20 protein-coding genes are annotated in these 24204 nt (G+C 63.8%); 9 read left to right on the top strand and 11 right to left on the bottom strand.

Going from position 1 to position 24204, the window contains the following annotated elements; all coding sequences use genetic code 11:
* Nucleotides 1-188: 188 nt before the first annotated feature.
* From parE to BLQ76_RS19460, 3 genes are all read left to right on the top strand, one after another.
* Nucleotides 189-2225, top strand: a complete 2037-nt coding sequence (parE, locus tag BLQ76_RS19470) for a DNA topoisomerase IV subunit B (RefSeq protein ID WP_090676734.1) — start codon at nt 189-191, stop codon at nt 2223-2225.
* Nucleotides 2226-2298: 73 nt separating this feature from the next.
* Nucleotides 2299-2871: a hypothetical protein gene (locus BLQ76_RS19465; protein WP_139184073.1), complete on the top strand. Its 573-nt coding sequence runs from the start codon at nt 2299-2301 to the stop codon at nt 2869-2871.
* A 199-nt stretch (nt 2872-3070) separates the two neighbouring features.
* Nucleotides 3071-4546, top strand: a complete 1476-nt coding sequence (locus tag BLQ76_RS19460) for a DEAD/DEAH box helicase (protein WP_090676731.1) — start codon at nt 3071-3073, stop codon at nt 4544-4546.
* Here BLQ76_RS19460 and BLQ76_RS19455 read toward each other — a convergent pair.
* The 8 genes from BLQ76_RS19455 to BLQ76_RS19420 form a co-directional block, all read right to left on the bottom strand.
* Nucleotides 4521-4874, bottom strand: a complete 354-nt coding sequence (locus BLQ76_RS19455) for a TfoX/Sxy family protein (RefSeq protein WP_090676729.1) — start codon at nt 4872-4874, stop codon at nt 4521-4523. The genes BLQ76_RS19460 and BLQ76_RS19455 overlap by 26 nt on opposite strands.
* A 6-nt stretch (nt 4875-4880) precedes the next feature.
* On the bottom strand, nt 4881-5261 hold the full coding sequence (sufA, locus tag BLQ76_RS19450; protein ID WP_090676728.1) for a Fe-S cluster assembly scaffold SufA: 381 nt from the start codon (nt 5259-5261) through the stop codon (nt 4881-4883).
* A 63-nt stretch (nt 5262-5324) separates the two neighbouring features.
* Entirely contained in the window at nt 5325-5678 is a 354-nt protein-coding gene (locus tag BLQ76_RS19445) for an SUF system Fe-S cluster assembly protein (protein ID WP_090676769.1), read from the bottom strand.
* A 92-nt stretch (nt 5679-5770) separates the two neighbouring features.
* Entirely contained in the window at nt 5771-7018 is a 1248-nt protein-coding gene (locus BLQ76_RS19440) for a cysteine desulfurase (protein WP_090676726.1), read from the bottom strand.
* A 111-nt stretch (nt 7019-7129) separates the two neighbouring features.
* Nucleotides 7130-8374, bottom strand: coding sequence for a Fe-S cluster assembly protein SufD (gene sufD / locus BLQ76_RS19435; protein WP_090676724.1), 1245 nt, complete (start codon nt 8372-8374; stop codon nt 7130-7132).
* A complete protein-coding gene (gene sufC / locus BLQ76_RS19430; protein WP_090676723.1) occupies nt 8374-9129 on the bottom strand; it encodes a Fe-S cluster assembly ATPase SufC in 756 nt (251 codons plus the stop codon). The genes sufD and sufC overlap by 1 nt, the downstream gene beginning before the upstream one ends.
* A 50-nt stretch (nt 9130-9179) precedes the next feature.
* Complete coding sequence (gene sufB, locus BLQ76_RS19425; protein WP_090676721.1) at nt 9180-10718, bottom strand: Fe-S cluster assembly protein SufB; 1539 nt, start codon at nt 10716-10718, stop codon at nt 9180-9182.
* 143 nt (nt 10719-10861) lie between these two features.
* Nucleotides 10862-12034: a cysteine desulfurase family protein gene (locus tag BLQ76_RS19420; RefSeq protein WP_090676719.1), complete on the bottom strand. Its 1173-nt coding sequence runs from the start codon at nt 12032-12034 to the stop codon at nt 10862-10864.
* Nucleotides 12035-12232: 198 nt separating this feature from the next.
* On the opposite strand from BLQ76_RS19420, the gene BLQ76_RS19415 reads away from it, so the two are divergent.
* Both BLQ76_RS19415 and tyrS read left to right on the top strand, forming a co-directional pair.
* The gene (locus BLQ76_RS19415) at nt 12233-12907 is read left to right on the top strand and encodes an alpha/beta hydrolase (protein ID WP_090676718.1); all 675 of its coding nucleotides are present in this window, start codon (nt 12233-12235) and stop codon (nt 12905-12907) included.
* A gap of 46 nt (nt 12908-12953) precedes the next feature.
* Nucleotides 12954-14204 carry a tyrosine--tRNA ligase gene (tyrS, locus tag BLQ76_RS19410; protein WP_090676716.1) on the top strand — a complete coding sequence of 417 codons (1251 nt, stop codon included), beginning with the start codon at nt 12954-12956 and terminating at the stop codon, nt 14202-14204.
* A gap of 25 nt (nt 14205-14229) precedes the next feature.
* Here the strand turns inward: tyrS and BLQ76_RS22285 are convergent, their stop codons facing one another.
* Nucleotides 14230-16080: an AsmA-like C-terminal region-containing protein gene (locus BLQ76_RS22285; protein WP_170842680.1), complete on the bottom strand. Its 1851-nt coding sequence runs from the start codon at nt 16078-16080 to the stop codon at nt 14230-14232.
* A gap of 780 nt (nt 16081-16860) precedes the next feature.
* Between BLQ76_RS22285 and BLQ76_RS22280 the strand changes: the two genes are divergently transcribed.
* The 4 genes from BLQ76_RS22280 to BLQ76_RS19390 all read left to right on the top strand — a co-directional run bounded on the left by BLQ76_RS22280 (nt 16861) and on the right by BLQ76_RS19390 (nt 20364).
* Nucleotides 16861-17070: a hypothetical protein gene (locus BLQ76_RS22280; protein WP_170842679.1), complete on the top strand. Its 210-nt coding sequence runs from the start codon at nt 16861-16863 to the stop codon at nt 17068-17070.
* A gap of 681 nt (nt 17071-17751) precedes the next feature.
* Complete coding sequence (locus BLQ76_RS19400; protein WP_090676713.1) at nt 17752-18234, top strand: peroxiredoxin; 483 nt, start codon at nt 17752-17754, stop codon at nt 18232-18234.
* Nucleotides 18227-19048 (top strand): ferritin-like domain-containing protein, encoded by an 822-nt coding sequence (locus tag BLQ76_RS19395; protein WP_090676712.1) that lies wholly within the window; start codon nt 18227-18229, stop codon nt 19046-19048. The genes BLQ76_RS19400 and BLQ76_RS19395 overlap by 8 nt, the downstream gene beginning before the upstream one ends.
* A gap of 95 nt (nt 19049-19143) precedes the next feature.
* Nucleotides 19144-20364: a M23 family metallopeptidase gene (locus tag BLQ76_RS19390; RefSeq protein ID WP_090676710.1), complete on the top strand. Its 1221-nt coding sequence runs from the start codon at nt 19144-19146 to the stop codon at nt 20362-20364.
* A gap of 30 nt (nt 20365-20394) precedes the next feature.
* Here BLQ76_RS19390 and prfB read toward each other — a convergent pair.
* Together prfB and BLQ76_RS19375 are read right to left on the bottom strand one after the other, a co-directional pair.
* Nucleotides 20395-21523 (bottom strand): peptide chain release factor 2 gene (prfB, locus tag BLQ76_RS19385; protein ID WP_139184071.1). Its coding sequence is split into 2 segments (ribosomal slippage): nt 20395-21453 and nt 21455-21523, totalling 1128 coding nucleotides; the frame shifts between segments, so codons are not numbered across the junction.
* Between the two features lie 101 nt (nt 21524-21624).
* Entirely contained in the window at nt 21625-24060 is a 2436-nt protein-coding gene (locus BLQ76_RS19375; protein WP_090676706.1) for a penicillin-binding protein 1A, read from the bottom strand.
* Between the last annotated feature and the right edge of the window lie 144 nt (nt 24061-24204).

Genomic DNA, 24204 nt, shown 5'->3' with positions numbered 1-24204 from the left:
GGGATAGCGTGAAGCGTGCAACGCGAGCGTTGCGCCCTCGCCTCATGCGAGGGCAAATTCGGTCCGGCGAATCCGTCCTTAGCGAAGGATTAAGGAGAACGCTTGCAGAACATCGCGGCAATGGATACTCCTTTCCCATGCCTCGACAGCTTGGAACCCAGCCCCGGACCCGGACCGACGAGGGCCGCATGAACGACGATCTCTTCGCCAGCGGCGCCGTCCGAACGCGCCCCGCAGCGTCCCGCGCCTCCGCTGCACGAACCGTGCGAGCGCCGGTCGAATTGCCACGCGAACCAGCGGACTACACCGCGGCCGATATCGAGGTGCTGGAAGGCCTTGAGCCCGTCCGGCGCCGGCCTGGCATGTACATTGGCGGGACCGACGAGAAGGCCCTCCATCATCTCTTTGCCGAGGTGATCGACAACTCGATGGACGAGGCGGTCGCCGGCCATGCCAGCGTCATCGAGGTGTCGTTGGCGGCGGATGGCACCCTGTCCGTGTCAGACAACGGTCGTGGCATCCCCGTCGATCCGCATCCGAAGTATAAGGACAAGTCGGCGCTTGAAGTCATCATGACCACGCTGCACGCCGGCGGAAAGTTCGACTCGAAGGTCTACGAGACATCGGGCGGGCTCCACGGTGTTGGCGTCTCGGTCGTGAATGCGCTCTCGTCCGAACTTGAGGTCGAGGTCGCCCGTAATCGAAAGCTTTATCGGCAGACCTACGCCCGCGGCGTCGCGCAGACACCGCTTGTGGAAGTCGGTGACATCCAGAACCGTCGCGGCACCCGCGTTCGCTTCAAGCCGGACGCACAGATCTTCGGCGATGAGGCACGCTTCGATCCGGCACGCCTGTTCGCAATGGCGCGCTCCAAGGCGTACTTGTTCGGCGGCGTCGAAATCCGTTGGAGCTGCGATGCGTCGTTGCTCGCTGCCGATGGCAAGACACCCGACCGGGCGTCTTTCCACTTCCCCGGCGGATTGCGCGACTATCTCGATGCCTCACTCGGCTCCGAGCATCGCGTCACCTCGCAAATTTTCGCCGGACGCACAGAGAAGGTCTCGGGTCACGGCGCGGTCGAGTGGGCGATTTGCTGGACGGCGGCGGACGGTCATGTCCGTTCCTATTGCAACACGATTCCAACGCCCGAGGGCGGCACGCACGAAGCGGGGCTCAGGGCGGTTCTTCTTCGCGGCCTGAAGGCGTTCGCGGAGATATCCGGAAACAAGAAAGCCGCCTCCATCACCGCCGACGACGTGATGATCACGGCCTCGGCCATGCTGTCGGTTTTCATCCGAGAGCCGGAATTCGTCGGTCAGACGAAAGATCGACTGGCGACGGCAGAGGCCCAGCGCATCGTCGAGACGTCACTGCGCGATAGCTTCGACATCTGGCTCGCGTCCTCACCGCAGGACGCGGCAAGGCTGATCGAATGGGTGGTCGAGCGCGCGGACGAACGACTTCGCCGTCGCGCCGAGAAAGAGGTCAGCCGCAAGACCGCGACCCGCAAGCTCCGTCTGCCGGGCAAGCTGGCGGACTGTTCTCAGAACGGTGCCGCAGGCGCCGAGCTCTTCATTGTCGAAGGTGACTCGGCCGGTGGTTCGGCCAAGCAGGCGCGCGACCGCGCTCGCCAGGCCGTTCTCCCTCTGCGCGGCAAGATACTCAACGTCGCCTCGGCCGGTCGCGAGAAGCTGGGCGCTAACCAGCAGTTGGCCGACCTGATCCAAGCGCTCGGTTGCGACACCCGTACGAAGTACCGGGACAGCGATCTGCGCTACGAGCGCATCGTGATCATGACGGATGCGGACGTGGACGGTGCGCATATCGCCTCGCTGCTGATCACCTTCTTCTTCCAGGAGATGCCGGAACTGATCCGCCAAGGGCACCTCTTCCTTGCGGTTCCGCCACTCTACAAACTGACGCAGGGTGGAAAGACCGTCTACGCACGCGACGACCGCGATCGCGAACGCATCGTCGCGCGTGAGTTCAAGGGAAAAGGAAAGGTCGAGGTCAGTCGCTTCAAGGGCCTTGGAGAAATGCTACCCTCGCAGCTCAAGGAAACGACGATGGACCCGCGGCGCCGCACGCTTCTACGCGTCGACGCCGACGAGGCACCCGGTTCGGGTACGGCCGATACGGTGGATGCGCTGATGGGCAACAAACCGGAAGCGCGCTTCCGATTCATTCAGGAGCGTGCGGCATTCGCGGAAGATCTTGACGTCTGACGCGACGGTCGGTTTGCAAAGGGCGGTCGGGGCGATAGATCGGGTTCATCGAAGGTCTTCAGGGACACATCCCATGCGCGCCGCCATCCTCACTCTGTCGGTCTTTCTTGCTACGGCGGCGTATGCGCAAGACGTCACGCCTCCAACTCCCCCGGCCCCCTACCAGCCGCCTGCCCCAAACACGCAGGCACAGCCAGCGCCAGCCAAGGTCACCGCGCCTGCGACCGCCACTGAGGCGGCCCCTGTGGCGCCGACGGATAGCGTGGTGTTGTCGGCCATCGCGAACCTCGCGCCGATGATCGGCGACGTTCAGATCCTCGGCCCTTGGACGCAGGACGACCGCCACGGCATTTGGCGTTCGGTGATGACGCAGCCCGTCGGCGAGACGACAGGCAACCGCTTCTTCGTTCAGCAGATCGAGGAGAAGAGTGGCAACAACACCGTCATCGCCAGTACCGAGATCACCGAGATCGCAACGATCGAGGGTGCGGTCGTCGGTTACCGGGCCGACCCACCGGCGGCAGGTCAGGAAAGCAACCTGACCGTCTTTTTCGATATCGTCCCCTTGGACGGTGAAATCGCGGAAAGCTACGAACTCTTCTTGTCGCCGGGAGAGCCCTATCGGTTCGGCCCTGCGACAAACTGAGTTGGTGCCTTGTCGTTGTATGAACGGTCAGTAATCGTCACAACAGTCGGGTAACATCCCTGTCCGAGCTATGCCCGATGCTTATGTGGGCTTAAGCGGTTGACTTCGCACGACCTTGCGCCTATCGCCCGAACGAGTGGCGTCATGGCGGCCGCAGGTTGTCGACTCCGACCTCCGTTGAGAGAGAACTTGCTGGTCCATGCCATTTTCTGAACTCGGTCTAAGCCCCAAGGTCCTCGCCGCGGTCGAGGCCGCCGGATATACCGAGCCGACTCCCATCCAGGCGCAAGCCATTCCCCACGCACTCGCCAAGCGTGACGTGCTGGGCATTGCCCAGACCGGAACCGGCAAGACGGCTTCCTTCGTGCTGCCGATGCTGACGCATCTGGAGAAGGGCCGCGCGCGTGCGCGGATGCCGCGGACGCTCATCATCGAGCCGACGCGCGAACTCGCCGCTCAGGTCGAGGAGTCGTTCGTGAAGTACGGCGCGGCCCAGAAGGTCAACGTCGCGCTCCTGATCGGTGGTGTTTCCTTCGACGAACAGGAAAAGAAGCTCCAACGGGGCGTCGACGTCCTTATCGCGACGCCGGGCCGGCTTCTCGACCACTTCGAACGCGGCAAGCTGCTTCTGACGGGCGTCGAGATCCTCGTCATCGACGAGGCCGACCGCATGCTCGATATGGGTTTCATCCCGGATATCGAGCGTATCTGCAAGCTTCTCCCCTTCACGCGCCAAACGCTTTTCTTCTCGGCCACCATGCCGCCGGAGATCACGCGCCTGACCGAGCAGTTCCTGCAGAACCCGGTCCGGGTCGAGGTTGCGAAGGCCGCGTCCACGGCGACGACGGTCGAGCAGCGGCTGGTCGCGACCCGCAAGGAAGACTACGAGAAGCGAGAGACGCTGCGAGGCCTCGTGCGCGCGCAGGGCGACGATCTCACCAACGCGATCATCTTCTGCAACCGCAAGCGCGACGTCGCGACACTCTCCCGTTCGCTCGAGAAGCACGATTTTTCGGTCGGCGCTCTTCATGGCGACATGGACCAACGCGCGCGCATGGCGACGCTGCAGGCCTTTCGCGACAACAAGATCACCCTTCTTGTCGCATCCGACGTCGCGGCACGTGGGCTCGACATTCCGCTTGTGAGCCACGTCTTCAATTTCGACGTGCCAATCCATGCGGAGGACTACGTTCACCGCATCGGCCGCACCGGCCGCGCCGGCCGATCGGGCAAGGCGTTCACGCTCGTCTCCAAGGCTGACAAAAAGTATCTCGACGCGATCGAGACTTTGATCAACCAAAAGATCGAGTGGCTGCAGGGCGATCTGTCCGCCCTGCCCCAGACGGAAGCGGCGGACGACGGCGTGGAGGAGAGCCGCGGCGGCCGTCGTGGTTCGTCTCGCGGCTCCGGTCGTCGCAATGGGGAGTCGGACCGTCGACGTGGCGGACGAGGCGCGGCGCCCCAGGTTGACGTCGAGGTCGCATCTGATGTTCCCGCGATCGCGGAGAGCCTGTCGGCGCCCATCATGGATGAGCGTCCTGCACCGTCGCGGCGACCGGAGCGTCCCGATCGGACGAGCGATCGGCGTGGACGCGATCAGGGTCGCGACGAGGCATCGCCGGTCGGCTTCGGAGACGAGATCCCCGCCTTTATGCTGATCGCGACCGGCGTCTGACGGGGTTTGCAGCGGCTACCCGTGCGGCAGCCTCGCGCGCACGGGCAGCCCATATCGCCATCGCGTCCGGGTCATCGTATGCGTCCGGCGGGAAGGTGTAGTAGGGCATGGCCACCAGCCGCCCGCCGGGACGCTGATACGTCCAGCGTCGGGAGCCTGCCGCCAGGAATGCCGGTTCGGTGTCGGCATCTCCCTTGAGCATCAGTTCGCCGCTCAAGACGAGCGCAACGATCCGGCCATCCAGGTAGACGCCTTGTCCGCCGAACATGCGCCGGATCCGAACCGGTCCCTCCGAAGCGAAGATCTCACGGACGAAGTCTTCGTCCATGATGCATCAGGCATGCTGGGCGGCCGAAAGGGCGGCAAGATCGGCTTTCTTCAGCTCGACAGATTCGCCGCAGCCGCAGGCTGACGTCTGGTTCGGGTTGTTGAAGGTGAAGCCAGAGCGCAGCCGCGTCACCTCATAGTCCATCTGCGTGCCCAGCAGAAAGAGCACAGCCTCCGGCGCCACGAAGACGCGTGCGCCGTTGCGCTCCACGACGTCCTCGCCGGGCCTTCCGTCTTCGGCGAGGTCGATCGTGTACTCCATGCCGGCACATCCACCCTTCTTGATGCCGATCCTGACGCCTGCCGCATCGCCCCCACGCATCGCGACGATCTCGTTGACGCGCTCGGCGGCAGCGTCGGTCAAGCTCATCACAGAGAAACGGCTCATGGTGGGGACCTTTCGAAGCGTGTCTTCAATATGGTGGCGGCGCATGACCGGCGCAATCGCGGATCAGTACCAGCCGACCGCGACCTGCGCCTCCTCACTCATTCGCTCCGGAGTCCAGGGCGGATCGAAGACCAGTTCCACACGCACGATCTGGACGCCCTCTACGGTGCCGACCGCGTTCTCAACCCACCCCGGCATCTCGCCGGCGACGGGGCATCCGGGCGCCGTCAGGGTCATCTGAATGTCGACATTCCGGTCGTCGTCGATATCGATCTTGTAGATGAGACCCAGCTCGTAGATATCGGCGGGGATTTCCGGATCGTAGACCGTCTTCAAGGCAGCAACGATATCGTCGGTGATCCGGGTCAGCTCCTCCGCCGGAATGGCCGAAGCCGGCGCGGTACCGACATTGGCCATGGCAACGTTGGCCGTAGCCGTGTCGGCAACGGTGGACTGGTCGTCGGGCGGTAAGGTCTTGATGTCGGTATCCATAGGCTTCCCGACTCCTCTTAAGCGAAAAACTTTCGGGCCTTCTCGAGCGCTTCAGCGAGGCGATCGACTTCGGCCAATGTGTTGTACATGCCGAACGAGGCACGGCATGTCGAGGTGGCGCCGAAGCGCTTGAGAAGCGGCTGGGCGCAATGCGTGCCTGCCCGGACTGCGACACCCTCTCGATCGATGACCATCGCGACGTCGTGCGAGTGGATACCTTCCAGATCGAACGAGACGATCGCCCCCTTGTCCGGTGCGTGCCCGTAGATCCTGAGGGAGTTCACCGCGCTCAAACGCTCGTGCGCATAATCGCGCAGACGTGCCTCGTGAGCAGCGATCCGCTCGCGACCGATGCGGATCATGTAATCCAGAGACGCAGCGAGACCGATGGCCTGAACGATGGGAGGCGTTCCCGCCTCGAAGCGGTGGGGCGGCGCGTTGTAGGTGATCGCCTCTTCCGACACCTCAACGATCATCTCTCCGCCGCCGTTGAACGGGCGCATGGCCGAGAGACGATCCATCTTGCCATACAGGACGCCGATACCGGTCGGTCCGTACATCTTATGTCCCGTCAGGACATAGAAGTCGCAATCCAGGTCTTGGACGTCGACCGGCAGGTGGACGGCCCCCTGACTGCCGTCGACCAGCACTGGAACGCCATGAGCATGCGCCAGCGCGACGACGTCCTTGACGGGCGAAACGGTTCCCAGAACGTTCGACATATGCGTCAAGGCAACAAGTTTGGTCTTGGGACCGATAGCTCGCGCAAAATCCTCGACCGCGATGGAACCGTCGTCGGCGACGGGTACGAAGACCAGCTTCGCCCCATTGCGCTCTCGAAGGAAATGCCACGGGACGATGTTGGAATGGTGCTCCATGATCGTCAGGACGATCTCGTCGCCCTCGCCGATCGCCTCTGCGCCGTACCCATACGAGACGAGGTTGATGGCTTCCGTTGCGGACCGCGTGAAGACGATCTCGTCGGCACTACGGGCGTTCAGGAAGTTGCGCACTGTTTCACGGGCGGCCTCGAACTCCTCGGTCGCCTTGTTGGACAAGAAGTGTAATCCGCGATGCACGTTCGCGTAGTCCTCGGCATACGCCCGGCGGACAGCGTCGAGCATCGCCTCGGGTTTCTGCGCCGATGCTCCGTTGTCGAGGTAGACGAGCGGCTTGCCGTAGATCTCCTTCGACAGAATTGGGAAATCCCGTCGGATGGCCTCGACATCGAAGTGGTCGGCGCGCGCCAGCGTCTCTACAGTCATGGGACTGAAACTCCTGAAACAATCCGAACGGCCGGGATGAACCGACGACCTAAAAACGGACCATGAGATTATGGGGCCGGGCTCGTAGCGGAGCCGGTCGACCCGTAATCGTTAGCGCTCCGTCGCCAGCCACTCATCGATCCGCGCCTCCAACGCCTCCACTGCAGCCTCGTGCTCGATCTCCTCGACGACCTCGTCGACGAACGCCTTCACAAGAAGGGCGCGGGCCTGAGCCTGCGGAATGCCGCGACTCATGAGATAGAACAGATGGTCGGCGTTGATTTCGCCGGCCGTCGCACCGTGGCCGCACTGGACGTCGTCGGCGAAGATCTCGAGCTCCGGCTTGGCCGAGAAGTCGCCGTCATCGGCGAGGAGCAACGTATTGCAAGCAAGGCGAGCGTCGGTCTTCTGTGCGCCCTTCGCCACGCGAATGACGCCCTGGAAGACGCCGTGACCGCCCAGTACGACATTGCGGAAGATCTCCGTCGATGTCGTGTTGGCGGCGTTGTGGTTAAGCGTCGTCGTAACATCGACATGCTGGTTGTCAGCCAGGAGGTTGACGCCCCGGATCACGATCGCCGCGCCCTCGCCAGCCGTCTCGACGTGGACCTCCTGCCGGATTACCGCACCGCCCGCATTCAGGACGAACATTCGAAACTTGGCGTCGGTCGCGCAGCGCACGTTGAGTTGCGCCAAATGCGTCTCGTCGAAGCCCTTCTCCTGGACGACGATCCAGAGAATGTCGGCGCGCGCGCCGAGCTCCAGCGTATGCACTGCAGTCGACACCGCGCCCGCGCCTTCCGCCGGCGCGCGCTCGACGATAACGGCCTTGCTGTTCTCGCCCAGCACGACCGAGGATGCACCCTGCGACCCACCGGCATGCGGCAGCGAACGCAGTTCGATCGGCGTTTCGACGTCCGTATCGGCAGCAACTGTTACGGTCGACGCACCGGCACCAAGCGCCGCATTAAGGACCCGCACTGTGTCGAAGTCGCGGTCGAGGCGGTTGGCGGTCCCTTCGAGCGAGGGTTCACTGTAGCCCTGCGTGACAGAGACGCCGCGCGCGACGTCGTTGCCGGCCGCACCGCGGCCGAGGTCGACCACGACGCTATGCGGCAGGAAGGGCGACAGGAACGACGCGTCCGTACGCGCTCCCGAAGGTGCCGCCTGGCGGCCGAGCAGCGCGCGCAGGTCGGTATAATGCCACGCCTCGACGCGGCGGCTCGGCAACCCATTCTGGCGCAGCAAGTCAAGCGCCTCCTGCCGGCGCCCGTCGGCAAGCGCTCCCGCATGGTCCGCCCGCTCGATCAGCGCCAGTTCCGCCTGCGTGCGGACGGGAAGGTTCGCAACCGACATCAGGCAGCCTCGCCGATGATCTGTGCGTAGCCCTCATTCTCGAGCTGCAGCGCCAGATCCTTGTCACCGGTCTTGATGATGCGACCCTTGTAGAGGACGTGCACCTTGTCCGGCACGATGTAGTCGAGCAGGCGCTGGTAATGGGTGATGACAAGGAACGAGCGATCGGCCCCGCGCAGCGCATTCACCCCGTCCGCGACGATCTTCAGCGCGTCGATGTCGAGGCCGGAATCCGTCTCGTCGAGCACGCACAGCTTCGGCTCTAGAAGCGCCATCTGCAGAATCTCGGCACGCTTCTTCTCGCCGCCGGAGAACCCCACGTTGAGTGGACGCTTGAGCATGGCCGCGTCGATCTTGAGGTCGCCAGCGGCCTCCTTCACACGACGCATGAAGTCGGGCGTCGTCAGTTCACCCTCGCCGCGCGCCTTGCGCTGCGAGTTGAGAGCCGTCTTGAGGAACGTCATCGTCGCGACGCCCGGGATTTCCAGAGGGTACTGGAAGGCCAGGAAGACGCCCGATGCCGCACGCTCGGCAGCGTCCATCTCCAAGATCGACTCGCCGTTGTAGAGAATGTCGCCCTCGGTGACCTCGTAGTCCTCGCGGCCGGCGATGATGTAGGACAACGTCGACTTGCCCGAGCCGTTCGGTCCCATGATCGCCGCCACCTCGCCGTCCTCCACGACGAGGTCGAGCCCGTGCAGGATCTCCGTGTCGGTATCAGCGATGCGGGCGTGAAGGTTCTTGATCTCGAGCATCTGTCTTCTTTTGGGAGGAGCGAAACGAAAAAGGGATGAGGCGCCGGCGATCAGCCGACGCTGCCCTCGAGCGAGATGCCGATCAGCTTCTGCGCTTCGACGGCGAACTCCATCGGGAGCTGCTGGATGACGTCCTTGACGAAGCCGTTGACGATCAACGCGACGGCTTCCTCCTCCGGGATACCGCGCTGCATGCAGTAGAACAGCTGGTCCTCGGAGATCTTCGAGGTCGTGGCCTCGTGCTCGAACTGGGCCGAGGCGTTCTTGGCCTCGATGTACGGCACGGTGTGCGCGCCGCAGTCCTCGCCGATCAGCAGGGAGTCGCACTGCGTGAAGTTGCGCGCGTTGGCCGCCTTGCGCTGCGCGGTGACCTGACCACGGTAGGTGTTGTTCGAATGCCCGGCCGAGATACCCTTCGAGATGATGCGGCTCGACGTGTTCTTGCCGATGTGGATCATCTTGGTGCCGGAGTCGATCTGCTGCCGGCCATTGGATACCGCGATCGAATAGAACTCGCCGCGCGAGCCGTCGCCGCGCAGGATGCAGCTCGGGTACTTCCATGTGATGGCGGAGCCGGTCTCGACCTGCGTCCAGGAAATGCGCGAGTTCGCACCCCGACAGTCGCCGCGCTTGGTGACGAAGTTGTAGATACCGCCCTTGCCGTCCTTGTCGCCCGGGTACCAGTTCTGGACTGTGGAATACTTGATCTCCGCATCGTCCAACGCGACAAGCTCGACGACGGCCGCGTGCAACTGGTTCTCGTCGCGCTGGGGCGCGGTGCAGCCCTCGAGATACGAGACGTAGGAACCCTTGTCGGCGATGATCAGCGTGCGCTCGAACTGTCCGGTGTTACGCTCGTTGATACGGAAGTAGGTCGACAGCTCCATCGGGCAGCGGACGCCCGGCGGCACATAGACGAAGGACCCGTCCGTGAAGACCGCAGAGTTCATAGTCGCGAAGAAGTTGTCCGATACCGGAACGACGGTGCCAAGATACTGGCGAACGAGGTCCGGATGCTCACGGATCGCCTCGGAGATCGGCATGAAGATCACGCCGGCCTTCTGCAGCTCCTTCTTGAAGGTCGTCGCAACAGAAACGGAATCGAACACGGCGTCCACCGCGACGCGACCGCCGTAGGACCCTTCGGAGCCCGGGACACCGGAATCGTCATCCGAACCGAACTCGGACGGTTCGTCGGGCTTGCGTACGCCGGCTAGGATCTCCTGCTCCTTGAGCGGAATGCCGAGCTTCTCATACGTGCGCAGGATCTCGGGATCGACCTCGTCGAGCGACTTCGGGCCGCTCATGGACTTGGGCGCCGCGTAGTAGTGAATGTCCTGAAAGTCGATCGGTGGGTAATCGAGGCGCGCCCAGGATGGGCTCTCCATGGTCTGCCAGCGCTCGAAGGCGGCCAGCCGCCATTCCAGCATCCATTCGGGCTCGCCCTTCTTGGCCGAGATGAAGCGGATCGTGTCGGTATCGAGCCCCTTCGGGGCGACATCCATCTCGATCAGCGTCTCGAAACCGTACTTGTACTGGTCGACATCGATTCGGCGAACCTGGTCGATCGTCTCCTGAACTGCGGGCATAAGCTCGTCTCCATACGCGCCGGCTGACAACGAGGTGCGGCGGCCGAGTCTGCGGCCCAGCGTATAGCTTCTGGACGCGCGGCTAGAAATGGGGGCTCGAAGCCAAAAGTTGAAGGCCCCGGACCAGTTTACCGCAGCTGCATTCAAGCAGCGCGGTGCATGGGTTTTCGAGAGCGCTCATACAAGCCGGCAACGACCTCAATAAGACGCGACAAGTCCGCAGAGGTTGTCATCGCACCGAAGCTCATGCGGACCAGTCCGAGATCCGGATCCACCGAAGCGCCACCGGCTCGCATCGCTTCGACCGCCACGCTACGCCCGACCTTTCCGGATTGGCATGCCGATCCGGATGAAATCGCAATACCCGCGAGATCCGCAGCGATCTGCACCGTTTCGGCACGCTGGCCCGGCAGCTGGAAAGCTGTCGTCTGAGGCAGACGCGGCGCATTTCGTCCAATGATCAACGCTGATGTCCGAGCCAAGAGCGCCGCCTCGAATTCATCGCGCAACACGGCCATGCTGTCGACGCACGAGACCTCCGCCGCCGCGGCTTTGAACGCAGCGGCAAAACCTGCCGCCAACATTGGCGACGGCGTACCGGCTCGCCGCCGCGTTTCCTGAGCCCCGCCCGTCATCAAGGGCATGGGACACAGACCGTCCTCTGGAAGCACGATCGCACCGATACCCTGAGGACCGCCCACTTTATGGGACGAGAGGATCAGAGCATCCGCCGGCTTCGCAAACGCCGCCAAAGGCAAACGACCGACGATCTGTGATGCGTCGACGATCAGTCGCCCGCCTGCCGAATGAACCTGGTCGGCGACGGCTGCGACGTCCTGCGTGACGCCGGTTTCTCCGTTCGCGGCGGCGACCGCGACCAATCGGTCTCGCCCCTCCGACAACCACTCCACCAACGACGCAAGGTCGCACTGCCCGTCCGCGCTCACGGGCAGACGGTCGAACTGGTCACGGTGGAATCGGCCACCCTCCCGCAACGCGGGGTGATCGACATCGAGCACGGCCAAGCGCTCGTAGCGTACCTCGCCGGCGCTCTTCATCCAGAGAGGCATCAGGAGCGTTGCGGCTCCCTCGGTGGCACCGCTCGTCAGCACCACGCGCTCGGGCGCCACATCCAGATTGTCGGCCAGCGTCTTACGTGAGGATTCGAGCACGCTTCGCGCCGCCCTCCCCTCGCCATGCACGGACGATGGATTTCCGGTGAGGTCGGCAGCCGCAAACATGGCATCGCGTGCGCACGCGCGCAGCGGTGCGGAAGCATTGTGATCGAGATAGATGCGCGAGGCGCGATCCGTCATGATTCGAGCTTCAACCGTTGGGGTGCGCCGCAGGCAGCGCGAAAAACGTTGTATTCGCCGGGACCCACGGACTACATAGCGCGCTTGCGGGACACATGTAGTTTTTAATCATTCTAATTTGGACCTTACGGAGACGCTCCCGCTCCGTCAAGGCGCGCATCCTTCGGGGTTCGCGCCGGCTGTCGACGAGGTGAAGCCATGCCCGAAGTCATCTTCAACGGACCCGCTGGTCGTCTCGAAGGACGCTACCAGGCGGCTAAGGAGAAGAACGCTCCGATCGCGATCGTGCTGCACCCACATCCCCGCTTCGGCGGAACGATGAACAACCAGATCGTCTATCAGCTCTTCTACATGTTCGTCGAACGAGGCTTCACGACGCTTCGCTTCAACTTCCGCGGGATCGGCCGCAGTCAGGGTGAGTTCGATCACGGCTCAGGCGAGCTCTCGGACGCAGCCGCCGCGCTCGACTGGATCCAGGCGCTCCATCCCGATTCCAAGCACTGCTGGGTCGCCGGCTATTCGTTCGGCGCCTGGATCGGCATGCAGCTTCTGATGCGCCGACCGGAGATCGAGGGTTTCCTGTCGATCGCACCCCAACCGAACTCCTATGACTTCTCGTTCCTGGCGCCCTGCCCGTCGTCCGGTCTGATCATTCACGGCGACAAGGATCGCGTGGCGCCCCCCAAGGACGTTCAGGGTCTCGTGGACAAGCTGAAGACGCAGAAGGGCATCCTCATCACACAGAAGACCCTCGAAGGGGCCAATCACTTCTTCCAGGGACAGACTGACGAGTTGCTGGCGGAATGTGCCGAGTATCTCGATCGCCGCCTCGCTGGCGAGCTGACGGACGCCCGCCCCAAGCGTCTGAAGTAGCCATCGTCAGCATCCTGCCGCCGACCGAACAGCAGCGAAACGCCCCATGAGCCGATTCAAGTCCGACTTCCTGCGCGTGCTCGACGAGCGCGGCTTCATCCATCAGGTCTCCGATCCGGAGGGCCTCGATGCGCTGGCGTGCAAAGGTCCGATCACCGGCTATGTGGGTTACGACGCAACGGCGACGTCGATCCACATCGGCAACCTCATCACCGTCACCATGCTCTATTGGCTTCAGGAAACGGGTCATCAGGCGATCAGTCTGATGGGCGGCGGCACGTCGATGGTGGGCGACCCCTCGTTCCGAGACTCGCAGCGTGGGATGCTGACGCGCGGGCAGATCCAGACCAACATCGACGGCATCCAGCGCGTCTTCGGCAACATCCTGCGCTACGATGGCCCAAACCCGGCCATCATGGTGAACAATGCCGACTGGCTTCTGAAGCTGAACTACGTCGAATTCCTGCGCGACGTCGGCCGGCATTTCTCGGTCAACCGCATGCTCAGCTTTGACTCTGTGAAGCTGCGACTGGACCGGGAGCAGTCGCTCTCGTTCCTCGAATTCAACTACATGATCATGCAGGGCTACGACTTCACCGAGCTGAACCGTCGCTACGGGACGGTCCTCCAGATGGGCGGCTCCGACCAATGGGGCAACATCATCAACGGAGTCGATCTCAGCCACCGGATGGGCGGTCCGCAACTCTATGCACTGACCACTCCGCTGCTCACCAAATCGAGTGGCGAGAAGATGGGCAAGTCCGCGTCAGGCGCGGTCTGGCTGAATGGCGATCTCTTCTCGCCCTACGATTTCTGGCAGTACTGGCGGAACACGGAGGACGCCGACGTCGGGCGCTTCCTGAAGATCTTTACCCGACTGCCCTTGGATGAGATCGCCAAGCTTGCGGCTCTTGGCGGCTCCGAGATCAACGAGGCGAAGAAGATCCTCGCCACCGAAGCGACGGCCATCGTTCACGGTCGCACAGCGGCGGACGCGGCAGCCGAGACGGCGCGCACGACGTTCGAGGATGGTGCGCTCGCCCAAAGTCTTCCGACCATCGAGATCTCGCACGGTGACCTCCAGTCGGGCGTCGGTATCCTGTCGCTACTGGTGCGGGCCGGCCTGGCGTCTTCGAACGGCGAAGCGCGCCGACACGTTGCCGGCGGGGCTGTGCGGGTCAACGACCGACCGGTAACCGACGACCGGGCTCTCGTGGATTCCGATGCGCTCAGCGACGGCGTTGCCAAACTCTCGCTCGGCAAGAAGCGCCACGTCCTCCTCCGAGCGGGAGACTGACCGCGCTCCCGGCGCGACGGCCGCCCTACTGGAAGGCGAAGATCGAGCGAAAGATTCCTGGCGCGATTGCGGAGATGGGATTCACGACGAGCGTGGGAGAAGCAAAGGCCCCGCTCAGGCGATAGGTGATGCCGATCAAGCCGCCTTCGTTGCCGTTGCCGAGAATCTGGCCGATGAGGGGAATCGCACCGAAGATGCGGTTGATCCCGTAGGCCGGCATGAACGACCCCGTGATGTCGATGCGACCGCGCGGGTCGTAGAGCGTGCCCGCAAAGCTCGATCCGAAGACGGGGCCGCGAACGATCCCGTCTGCGACTTGCAGCGTCTTGTTGCCATAAGCCATTCGAGCCGAAGCCTGATCGAAGAAGGCGCGTTCGGTCCGCAACTCCTGCCCGACAGCCTCGGAAAGACTTTGCGTTCCGGGCTGAGGCGATGACCCGACGATACGCGACAACCGGGGCTCGTCGACCAAGGTGAAGTTGCGGATCTGCAAGGCGCCTTGATAGCCGGCATCGGGATCGCCAACGAGCTCCAACACGGCCTGGCCGCCTTCCATGTGCCCATAGAGGCCGGAGAAGGCGAGCATCGCACCCGTGTCGTTCGAGCTGATGCGCATCGAGCGACCGCTAGGTCGAGGCGAAAGGTCGCCACGCAGCGTACCGCCGCCATTCGTCTCGCCCGTGAATGCCAAAGCCGCCATCCGGCCTTTCGCGCTCGCATAGTTCAGCGTGAAGTTCGAGATCGAGCGACCGTTGAAGCCGGTCAGCGTTTCGACGTCCGCCGCCACGTCGAACGTGCCGCCGCCTGGCCGCTTCGTATCGTCGCCTCCGATACTGTTGCGCAACTCGGCCAGGATCGGTCGAGCATCGAACCGATCGCCCGCGACCCGTACCGCAAGGCCGCCGCGCTGACGCTCGACATCGACCGACACGTCGTCGCCGGGATTGAGGGCGACGTCCTTGAGCTTCGCCGAACGCAAGCCATCGGCGTCGACGACCGCCTCCCCGGTCGCGGAAAACCCTTCACCCGTCAAGGCGATGTTCCGCAATCGCGTCTGGTCCCCGTCTTGAGCGACCGAAAGCCTGAGACTTGCCGGAACACCGGGTCCTTTCTTCCACGCGATGGATGGCAGATCGATCCCTGCGCGCCGAAGATCGATGTCGGCGACAATCCCGTTCTGGCCGACATCGACGGCGGCCCTGAGATCACCTTCCAGGACGTCTGACAGCGCCGGTACGAGGTCCGCAACGCGCTTTGCCGGCACGGCAAGATCGAGAGCGACCTTGCGATCACCGACAGGCTGGTCGCCGAAGGGCAGATGAACCACGAGGTCGGCGGGCAGACCCGCAACGTCACCCTGCAACTTCGCATCGAGCTGTCCAGGTTTGATGTCGACCGGCCCGGTAAGATGTTCGATGCGTTGCCCTTGGATCGGCTGACCGGGACTCGCGTCCTGCAACTCGGCCGATACCGTCCAGTCGAGTACCTGATCCTTCCGCGCGACGTAGCGGCCAAGACGCAGATTGGCACCGACTTGGCCACGGCCCGACCCGGTCGCTTTCGTCGCGTCGAACTCGACCGAGCGCAGCGCGTGGATGGGTTCGGCGTTGGCGATCGTCAAAAGCTGGTTCAGTGGCCCGGATGCATCGAGTTCAAGCGCGACCATCAGATCGCGCTTGTCGCCTTCGGTCGGTTTACTCATGGTCACCCGGGAAGGCGCGATCCGTACGTCGTTGAAACCTTCGACGTCGGCTTCGCTGACATCGACCGTCGTCGTCGAACCACGGACTTGAAGACTGCCCTGCGCTCCCACGATCCGCGGCAGGCTTCCGGTCGTCGCGCTGTCGACGCTCTCTAACGAGACGTCGACGCTCAACTCACGGTCGGTCGGCTGGTTCTCGGGCTTGAAGGCGACCCCGAGCCGATCCTCCCGAACCTCGAGCGATATCGATGCATCGGGGACCGTACCATCGTCGCCGACGTGTCGCAGAACCCAATCGCGTGCACGCCCCGAGATCAGAAACGGCCAAAAGGCCTTGACGTCACGCGCGGAAAGGGACGTTCCCGCCAGCTTCAGCACGTTGAGCGCGTCGGGACCCCCGGTTGCGCGCGACGCAGATCCGGCCAGCATGCCTGATCCTGTCCGCAACACCATCTCGTTGGCCGTCGCCGCACCCGTCGACGGCGTCGCTTCGCCCGCGATCCAGAGGCTGGCCCGGCGCGCCTCTCCGCTTCCGCCGACCTTCGACAGGATTTCGTCCGAACCGATCCGTACCCCGAGCCGGTCGGGGTCGGTTTGGCCATCCGCTTCGCGAACCGGTGCGACTTCACCCTGCAGATCGAAGCTCACGTCGCGGAACCGCATCGGGCTTCGGACAATCGTCAGCCGATCCTCGCCGCCGCGATACTCCATCATCAAATCGGCCGACTCGACGCGCGTATGATTTAGGCCGACCTGAATGGCGCCCGGCCCGGAGTGGAAACCGGCGGAAAGAACCGGGACGTCGGAACGCGTGTCGCGACGTAGCGATACGTCCATCCAAACCGCGGCATCGCTTCCGAAAGGACGCTCGTCGAAGACGTCGTCCTCGGATGCCGGCGGCGCGAAATCTCCCACGGCGATCGGGCTCGAGCGTAGGGACATGGCCCGCAGCCGTTGATCGTCTGTGCCGAACAAGGCACTGCCGGCCAGATGCACGGGCAGAGCGCCCACCTGCAGATCCGTGGCCAGTTGCAGCGAACCGTCGATATCACGGTGCAGTTCGGCCGACCGCAAGCGCAAGTCACCAGGGAGACCGGAGACACCCTCGACGACGATATCGCGGAACTCCACCGTATCGAAATGGAAGGCCTGGAGGGCTTGTAGCTGCCTCTCGAATGTTCGGATCACGCTTTCCGCACTGCGTCCCACGACCGAATGGGCGGCGGCAGTGGACACCGCATCGCTGGCCCGCTCGGACGAACGTGCCGGCGGTTCACCGAACGCGGTGAGATCGATCCGCGCGCCGTCGATCTCGAGGCGACCGAACTCCAGTCGCCCTCCAGCAAGGGGCAGAAGTCGGAGGCCGACTGAGACGCGCCGGACGTCGCCGGCCCGGTTGACCTCGTCGCGCCGCTGCAGACGGACGCCCGACCAACTGATCGCCAGCGTCCCATCCTCGCGAAACTCGAAGCTTTGCTCGCCGAGAGAGGCCTCGTAAGCAGGCCCCAGCAGACGACCGAGCGCACTGATCGTCTGTTCGCGAACGAAGTCCTGGCCGGTGCTCGTGCCAAAAAGCAGGGCGACGCCGCCAGCGATCAGCACGAGGCCAAGAAACAAAAAGCTGACAATACCGCCGACGATGCGAGCAAGACGCGTCAACAAGGACGTTCCATTCCGCGGCGGCGCCCCAGCTTCATGCTTGACCTCGTTCGTCGGGTCGGCAGGCTCGCATCGCCGCTCGAACGGGATGACGCGCGCGTGTCGATGCGTGTTATGGGGTCGCCGGTCGTCGCGTCCGCCGGACGCGGTGTCTCTGCTCGAGCAATTGGCCGAAAGGATGGCTCCATGGCAACCCCAAGCGTCGGCGAACCCTGTCCCCGCTTCGACCTGCCCGATGCCGATGGCGTCCGCGTCAGCAGCGACAGCCTGCGTGGCCGGCCCTACGTTCTGTATTTCTATCCGAAGGACGACACGTCCGGCTGCACGCTGGAAGCCATCGAGTTCACCGCACTCGATCGGGAGTTCGCAACGCTCGGCGTTCCGGTGTTCGGCGTGTCTCCCGACGACGGCCGGCAGCATTGCAAGTTTCGAGACAAGCACGGACTGAAGGTCCGGTTGCTGTCGGATGTGGACAAGACGTTGCTTCAGGACTTCGGGGTCTGGGTCGAGAAGAGCATGTACGGCCGCACGTACATGGGCGTCGAGCGCACGACTGCTCTCGTGGATGCCGAAGGGCGGATTGCCCACCTGTGGCCGAAGGTGAAGGCCAACGGGCATGCCGCCGAGGTTCTCGACGTGTCCCGCCGACATCTGGGCCACGATGGCTGAGCTGACGCCCACCACGCTGCGTGGACAGGCGATCGCCGCGCTTGCCACGCCGGACCTCGCCTTAAAGCGCGATTTGACGCTTCGCGCCGGTGAACGCTGGTTTGCCAGGACGCTCGGCTTATCCAGCCCGTCCGACCCCGTTCTGCCGGATCGCCCAGGGCGACCCGATCGACCCGTGCTGGTTGCGCCGAGGCTCGTGCCGAAGCGTTCGGTGCACACACTGGATGGTCGTATCGCGATGATCCATGCGCTTGCACATATCGAGTTGAACGCGATCGACCTCGCGCTCGACATCGTTGCGCGCTTCGCCACGCAAACTGTCCCCCGCACGTTCTTCGACGGCTGGATGACGGTCGCGATGGAAGAAGCGAAGCATTTCGGCCTCTTGAGCCGACGTCTGGAAGCGCTGGGTTCGAGCTATGGCGCCATGCCGGCCCACGATGGCCTTTGGCAGGCTGTCGGCGTCACGGCGGATGACCTGACGGCGAGACTCGCAGTCGTGCCGCTCATTCTGGAAGCCCGAGGGCTGGACGTCACGCCATCGCTTCTCGTGAAGCTGCGGGATGTTGGCGATGGCGATACGGCGGCGATCCTCGAGATCATCTACGAGGACGAGAAGAAGCATGTCGCGATCGGGGCGAAATGGTTTCGCTTCCTGTGCGCCCGCGATCGAATCGATCCCGCACGCCGCTTCCAGGAACTGGTGCGACAGTGTTTTCGCGGCGAGATCAAACCGCCCTTCAACGACCGAGCACGAGCGGAGGCCGGTCTGACACCGACCTTCTACCGGTCCTTGTCACCGGTTTCATCCTGACGCGACTTCGGGTTGGCAACACGGCATTAACCTTGATCAGGCATGAATCATCCGGTCGATAGGACCGATCCTTCGGCGCCACCGGATGGTTGGAGATGGCCAAGGTGTCTCGGCAGGAGATGTTCGGGCAGCGTTCCCTGCCCCATACGATCGTCATCGCACGCGGCGAGAAGGTCCGGCATTGGACCGTCCGCCCCTGGGTCGCCCTGAGCCTGGGAACCACCGCCTTGGCCACACTCGTCGGTGCTGCCGGAGTCGGATCGATTCTTCTGATGGGCGGACCGGTCCTGGAGGCCGTGCAGACACGGGATGCCCATACGGCCTCGGCCTATGAGGAGCGGATTGCCGAACTCAGGCGGCAGCTCGATCGCCTGACCACGCGGCAAGCTGTCGACCGGACTGCGGTCGCTGAGCGGGTGGACGCTCTGCTGAAACAGCAGGCGGAGATCACAGCGCGCTTCGAGCGTCTTGGTCCGCTCCTGCAACAGGCACGGGACGCCGGCCTGGTTCCTTCGGCTATGCATCGCGACGAGGCAGTTCCGCAGCCGGAGAGGTCCACGAAGCTCCAGGACCTGAGCCAACCCTTCTCCCTGAATGTCTCGCGCGATGATCCGACGGCGATGACACATCTTTCGGACGAGCTTCTTCCGACCATACGGCAGTCGGTCGACTATTTCGCGGAACAGCAGGAGACCCAGATCGCCAGTCTGACGCGCGAGGCCGACACGAAGGCCGACCGCATCTCGGACCTCCTCGGTTCGATCGGCGTCGATGCGCCCGAGCCGTCCGAGGCAAGCGGTGGGCCGTTCGTCGGGTCGAGCGTCGAGGACACCTTCTCCCAAAGCCTCGAGGAGCTGCAGCAGTCGCTCGATCTCTTGGACAGGTTGCGGCGACGCACCGATCGCCTTCCGTTGGCGGATCCCTTGCCGGGCGCGCGGATGACGTCTGGCTTCGGTTCTCGAACGGACCCGTTCCTGCGCGAGCCGGCCTATCATACCGGAATCGACTTCGCAGCGCAGACCGGCACGGCGATCCGTCCGACCGCACCCGGGCGCGTTGTTTCAGCCGGCTACGCGGGCGGTTACGGCCTGATGGTCGAGGTGGACCACGGCGATGGCTTGTCCACGCGCTATGGGCACATGTCGAGGATCGCCGTCGCCGTCGGCGATCAGGTGACGACCACGAGCACTATCGGCGCCGTCGGCTCGACCGGCCGCAGCACCGGTGCTCACCTCCACTACGAAGTCCGCTCACACGAGGAACCGGTCAATCCGGATCGCTGGATCAAGGCGGGTCGCCGGCTGGCGGCTCTCTAGTCGGGCAGGCCAGCCGGCGGACACGCTCCGTCAATCGATATCGGCGACCTCGACCGCGCCACCGAACACACGCTGGGCCAGCGCCGCCTCGATGAACGGATCGATCTTGCCGTCGAGCACGTCGCTCGGGGTCGTCTCCTGCATGCCGGTGCGAAGGTCCTTCACCATCTGATACGGCTGCAGAACGTAGGACCGGATCTGGTGGCCCCAGCCGATGTCGGACTTGGACGCGGCCTCGGCGTTTGCCGCCGCCTCGCGTCGCTCGAGCTCAGCCTCGTAGAGCCGCGCGCGTAGCATATTCCACGCTGTCGCACGGTTTTTGTGCTGCGAACGCTCCTGCTGACAGGCCACCACGATGCCGGTCGGGATGTGCGTGATTCGCACCGCCGAGTCGGTCGTGTTGACGTGCTGGCCACCTGCGCCCGACGCACGATACGTATCGATACGGCAATCGGACTCGTTGACCTGAATGTCGATCGAGTCGTCGACGACCGGATAGACCCAGATCGAAGCGAACGAGGTGTGCCGCCGCGCCGCGCTGTCGTAGGGCGAGATGCGGACAAGCCGGTGAACGCCGGACTCGACCTTGAGCTTGCCGTAGGCGTTGTGCCCTTTGATGAGGATCGTCGCGGACTTGATGCCGGCCTCTTCGCCGGAATGCTGCTCCAGCACCTCGACCTTCATCTTCGAGCGCTCGCCCCAACGCATGTACATGCGCATGAGCATCGACGCCCAATCCTGGCTTTCGGTCCCACCGGCGCCCGAGTGAATTTCGAGGTAGGTGTCGTTGCCATCGGCCTCTCCGGACAGGAGAGCCTCGACCTGTCGTTCAGCGACCTGCGCCTTCAGTCCGCGAACCGCACGCTCGGCGTCATCGACGATCGACTGGTCGCCTTCCTCTTCGCCCATCGCGATGAGTTCGACGTTGTCAGCGAGTTGGGTCTCTAGATCGCGGATGCCTCCGATCGCGGATTCGAGGCGCTGCCGCTCCTTCATGAGCTTCTGCGCTTCGGCCGGATCGTTCCAGATCGAGGGATCTTCAGCGGCCGAGTTCAGCCGATCGAGTTCACGGACGGACTGATCCCAGTCAAAGATGCCTCCTCAGCAGGCTTACGGCCTGCTGGATCTCGTCGACGATGGATTCAATTTCGGCGCGCATGCCGTCGGCCTCGCTCGGTATCACGAAGGGTCGGGAAGATGCGGCGGACCATAGGGAGGGGCCGCCGCGCTGTAAAGCGGGCGCGGCAGCCCGAAGGACGTTCAGAAGAGTCCGCCCGCTCCGGAAACGATAGCCTCGTTGGCTTCCGGCGAGATCGCCTGGGCGGTCGCACCGCCATAGCTGTCGTCGCCGATGACCTCGTAGGTATCGGACGGACCCGTACCCGGCTTGAACGCTTCGAGGATCGACCCGTTGCCCTTGCTGGCCATGCCGGTCTTCCGATCGACCGAGATCTGCGTCATGCCCTCCGGGATGCGGAAGTCCGCGACGGGCTTGCCGGCGATCGCCTGCTGCATGAACTCGACGAAGACCGGTGCCGCGAAGCCACCGCCGGTCCGGCCGTGGCCGAGCGGCTGCGGGTTGTCGTATCCCAGGTATACGCCGGTCACGAGATCGGGCGTGTAGCCGATGAACCAGGCGTCCTTTTCATCGTTCGTCGTGCCGGTCTTGCCGGCGGTCGGCACGCCAAGCTCCTTGACGATGGTAGCCGTGCCGCGTTGCACGACACCCTCCATCATGGACGTGATCTGGTATGCGGTCATCGGGTCGAGAACTTGCTGGCGCTCGTCGACCAGCGTCGGCTCGTCCTGGTTCGACCAGCCCGTCACGTTGCAGGTCTCGCAGGCCCGGTTGTCGTGCTTGTAGACCGTCCGACCGTAGCGATCCTGGATACGATCGATCAGGGAAGGCTCGATCGAGCGACCGCCGTTGGCCATCACCGAGTACGCCGAGACCATGCGCATGACCGTCGTCTCGCCCGAGCCGAGCGACATCGGCAGGTAAGGTGCCAGCTTGTCGTAGACGCCGAAGCGCTCGGCATACTGCGCGACGAGATCCATGCCCATGTCCTTGGCGAGGCGCACGGTCATGAGGTTACGGCTCTTCTCGATGCCGAGACGAAGCGTCGACGGTCCGGCGACCTCTCCGCCGTAGTTCTTCGGCTCCCAAACGCCACCGGTGCCGTCCGGAATCGAGATCGGCGCGTCCATGATCACGGAGGCCGGCGTGTAGCCGTTGTCGAGTGCCGCCGCATAGACGATCGGCTTGAAGGATGACCCCGGCTGGCGATACGCCTGCGTCGCCCGGTTGAATTCCGACTGTGCGTAGGAAAAGCCGCCGACCAGCGCCATGACGCGGCCCGTATGCGGATCCATGGCGACCAGCGCACCCTGCACCTTCGGCGGCTGTCGTAGGCGATACCCCGAACCGTCGGTCTTCTTTTCGACATAGACGACGTCGCCGCGCTCCAGGACGCCATCGACGCCCCGCGCCGAACCCGATCGACCGGCACGAGCCTGTCGCAGGGCCCATTTCATGTCCGCGAGATCGATCGCGCTGATATCGCGATCGGCACCGAGCCGGCCCGAAGCCTCGCGGCGTGGCTGGAGGCCGATACTCGCAGAACCGCTGTCCGCCGACAGAACGATCGCCAGCCGCCATTCCGGCACGTCCGACAGCGGCGCAACCTCGCCAACCGCCTTGCCCCAGTCGCTGCCCGGATCGACCGTGGCGACAGGTCCGCGATATCCCTGGTTCTGATCGTAGCTGACCAGCGCGTGCTGCAGCGAGGAGCGCGCCTCGAGCTGCATCTTCGGATCCAGCGTCGTGCGGATCGACAGACCGCCCTCGTAGAGTTCCTTCACGCCATAACGGTTGATGATGTCGCGACGCACTTCCTCGGTGAAGTACTCGGCGGACGCGATATACGTGCCGCTCGGCCGCGGATTGACGCCAAGCGGACGCGCCTGAGCCTCCGCGGCATCGTCGTTCGAGATCACACCGTTCTCGGCCATCCGTTGGATAACCCAGTTCCGCCGGCCAATGGCCTCGTCCGGATCACGGAACGGGTTGTAGTTCTCCGGCGCCTTGGGAAGCGCGGCGAGATACGCGGCCTCGTCGATCGTCAGTTCGTTCACGGACTTGTCGAAGTAGGCGAGCGAGGCGGCTGCCACTCCGTAGGAACCAAGCCCGAGGTAGATCTCGTTCAGGTAAAGTTCGAGGATATGATCCTTGGAGTACGCCTGCTCGATGCGCAGCGACAGGATCGCTTCCTTGATCTTACGCTCCATCGAGCGCTCGTTCGTCAGGAGGAAGTTCTTGGCGACCTGTTGCGTGATCGTCGAGCCACCCTGCATGGGCCCGCCACGCGCATAAAGAAGTGCTGCACGGGCAACGCCTTCGACGTCGACGCCAGGGTGGTTGTAGAAATTCTTGTCTTCGGCGGAGAGGAAAGCGTCCTTGATGCGCTGGGGTATCGCTTGGATCGGCAGATAGAGCCGCCGCTCCTTAGCGTATTCGGCCATCAGCGAGCCATCGGACGCGTGAATGCGCGTCGTGACCGGCGGCTCGTAGTTGGCAAGGACCTGATAGTCGGGAAGATCCTGGCTCATGCTGGCCACGTACCAAGCGACGCCGCCCGCCGCGATCAGCGCGAACACCGTTCCGATTCCGAAGAGGTATCCGAGGAATCTGATCATGACGTCTCCGTAGCGGCACACGTTCTTGCGCCCTGGGCGAACGAGGAGCCGGATCGAAAGGCGCTCTCGAGCACCTGCTTGCCATGCTTTCTAAATGAGGCGGACACATGTTGCGAGGCTGAAGCGACGCGCGTTTGTTGCAAC

It is taken from the genome of Aureimonas jatrophae (genome assembly GCF_900104035.1).
Lineage (GTDB): Bacteria > Pseudomonadota > Alphaproteobacteria > Rhizobiales > Rhizobiaceae > Aureimonas > Aureimonas jatrophae.
This window is presented reverse-complemented; position numbering and strand designations above follow the sequence as displayed.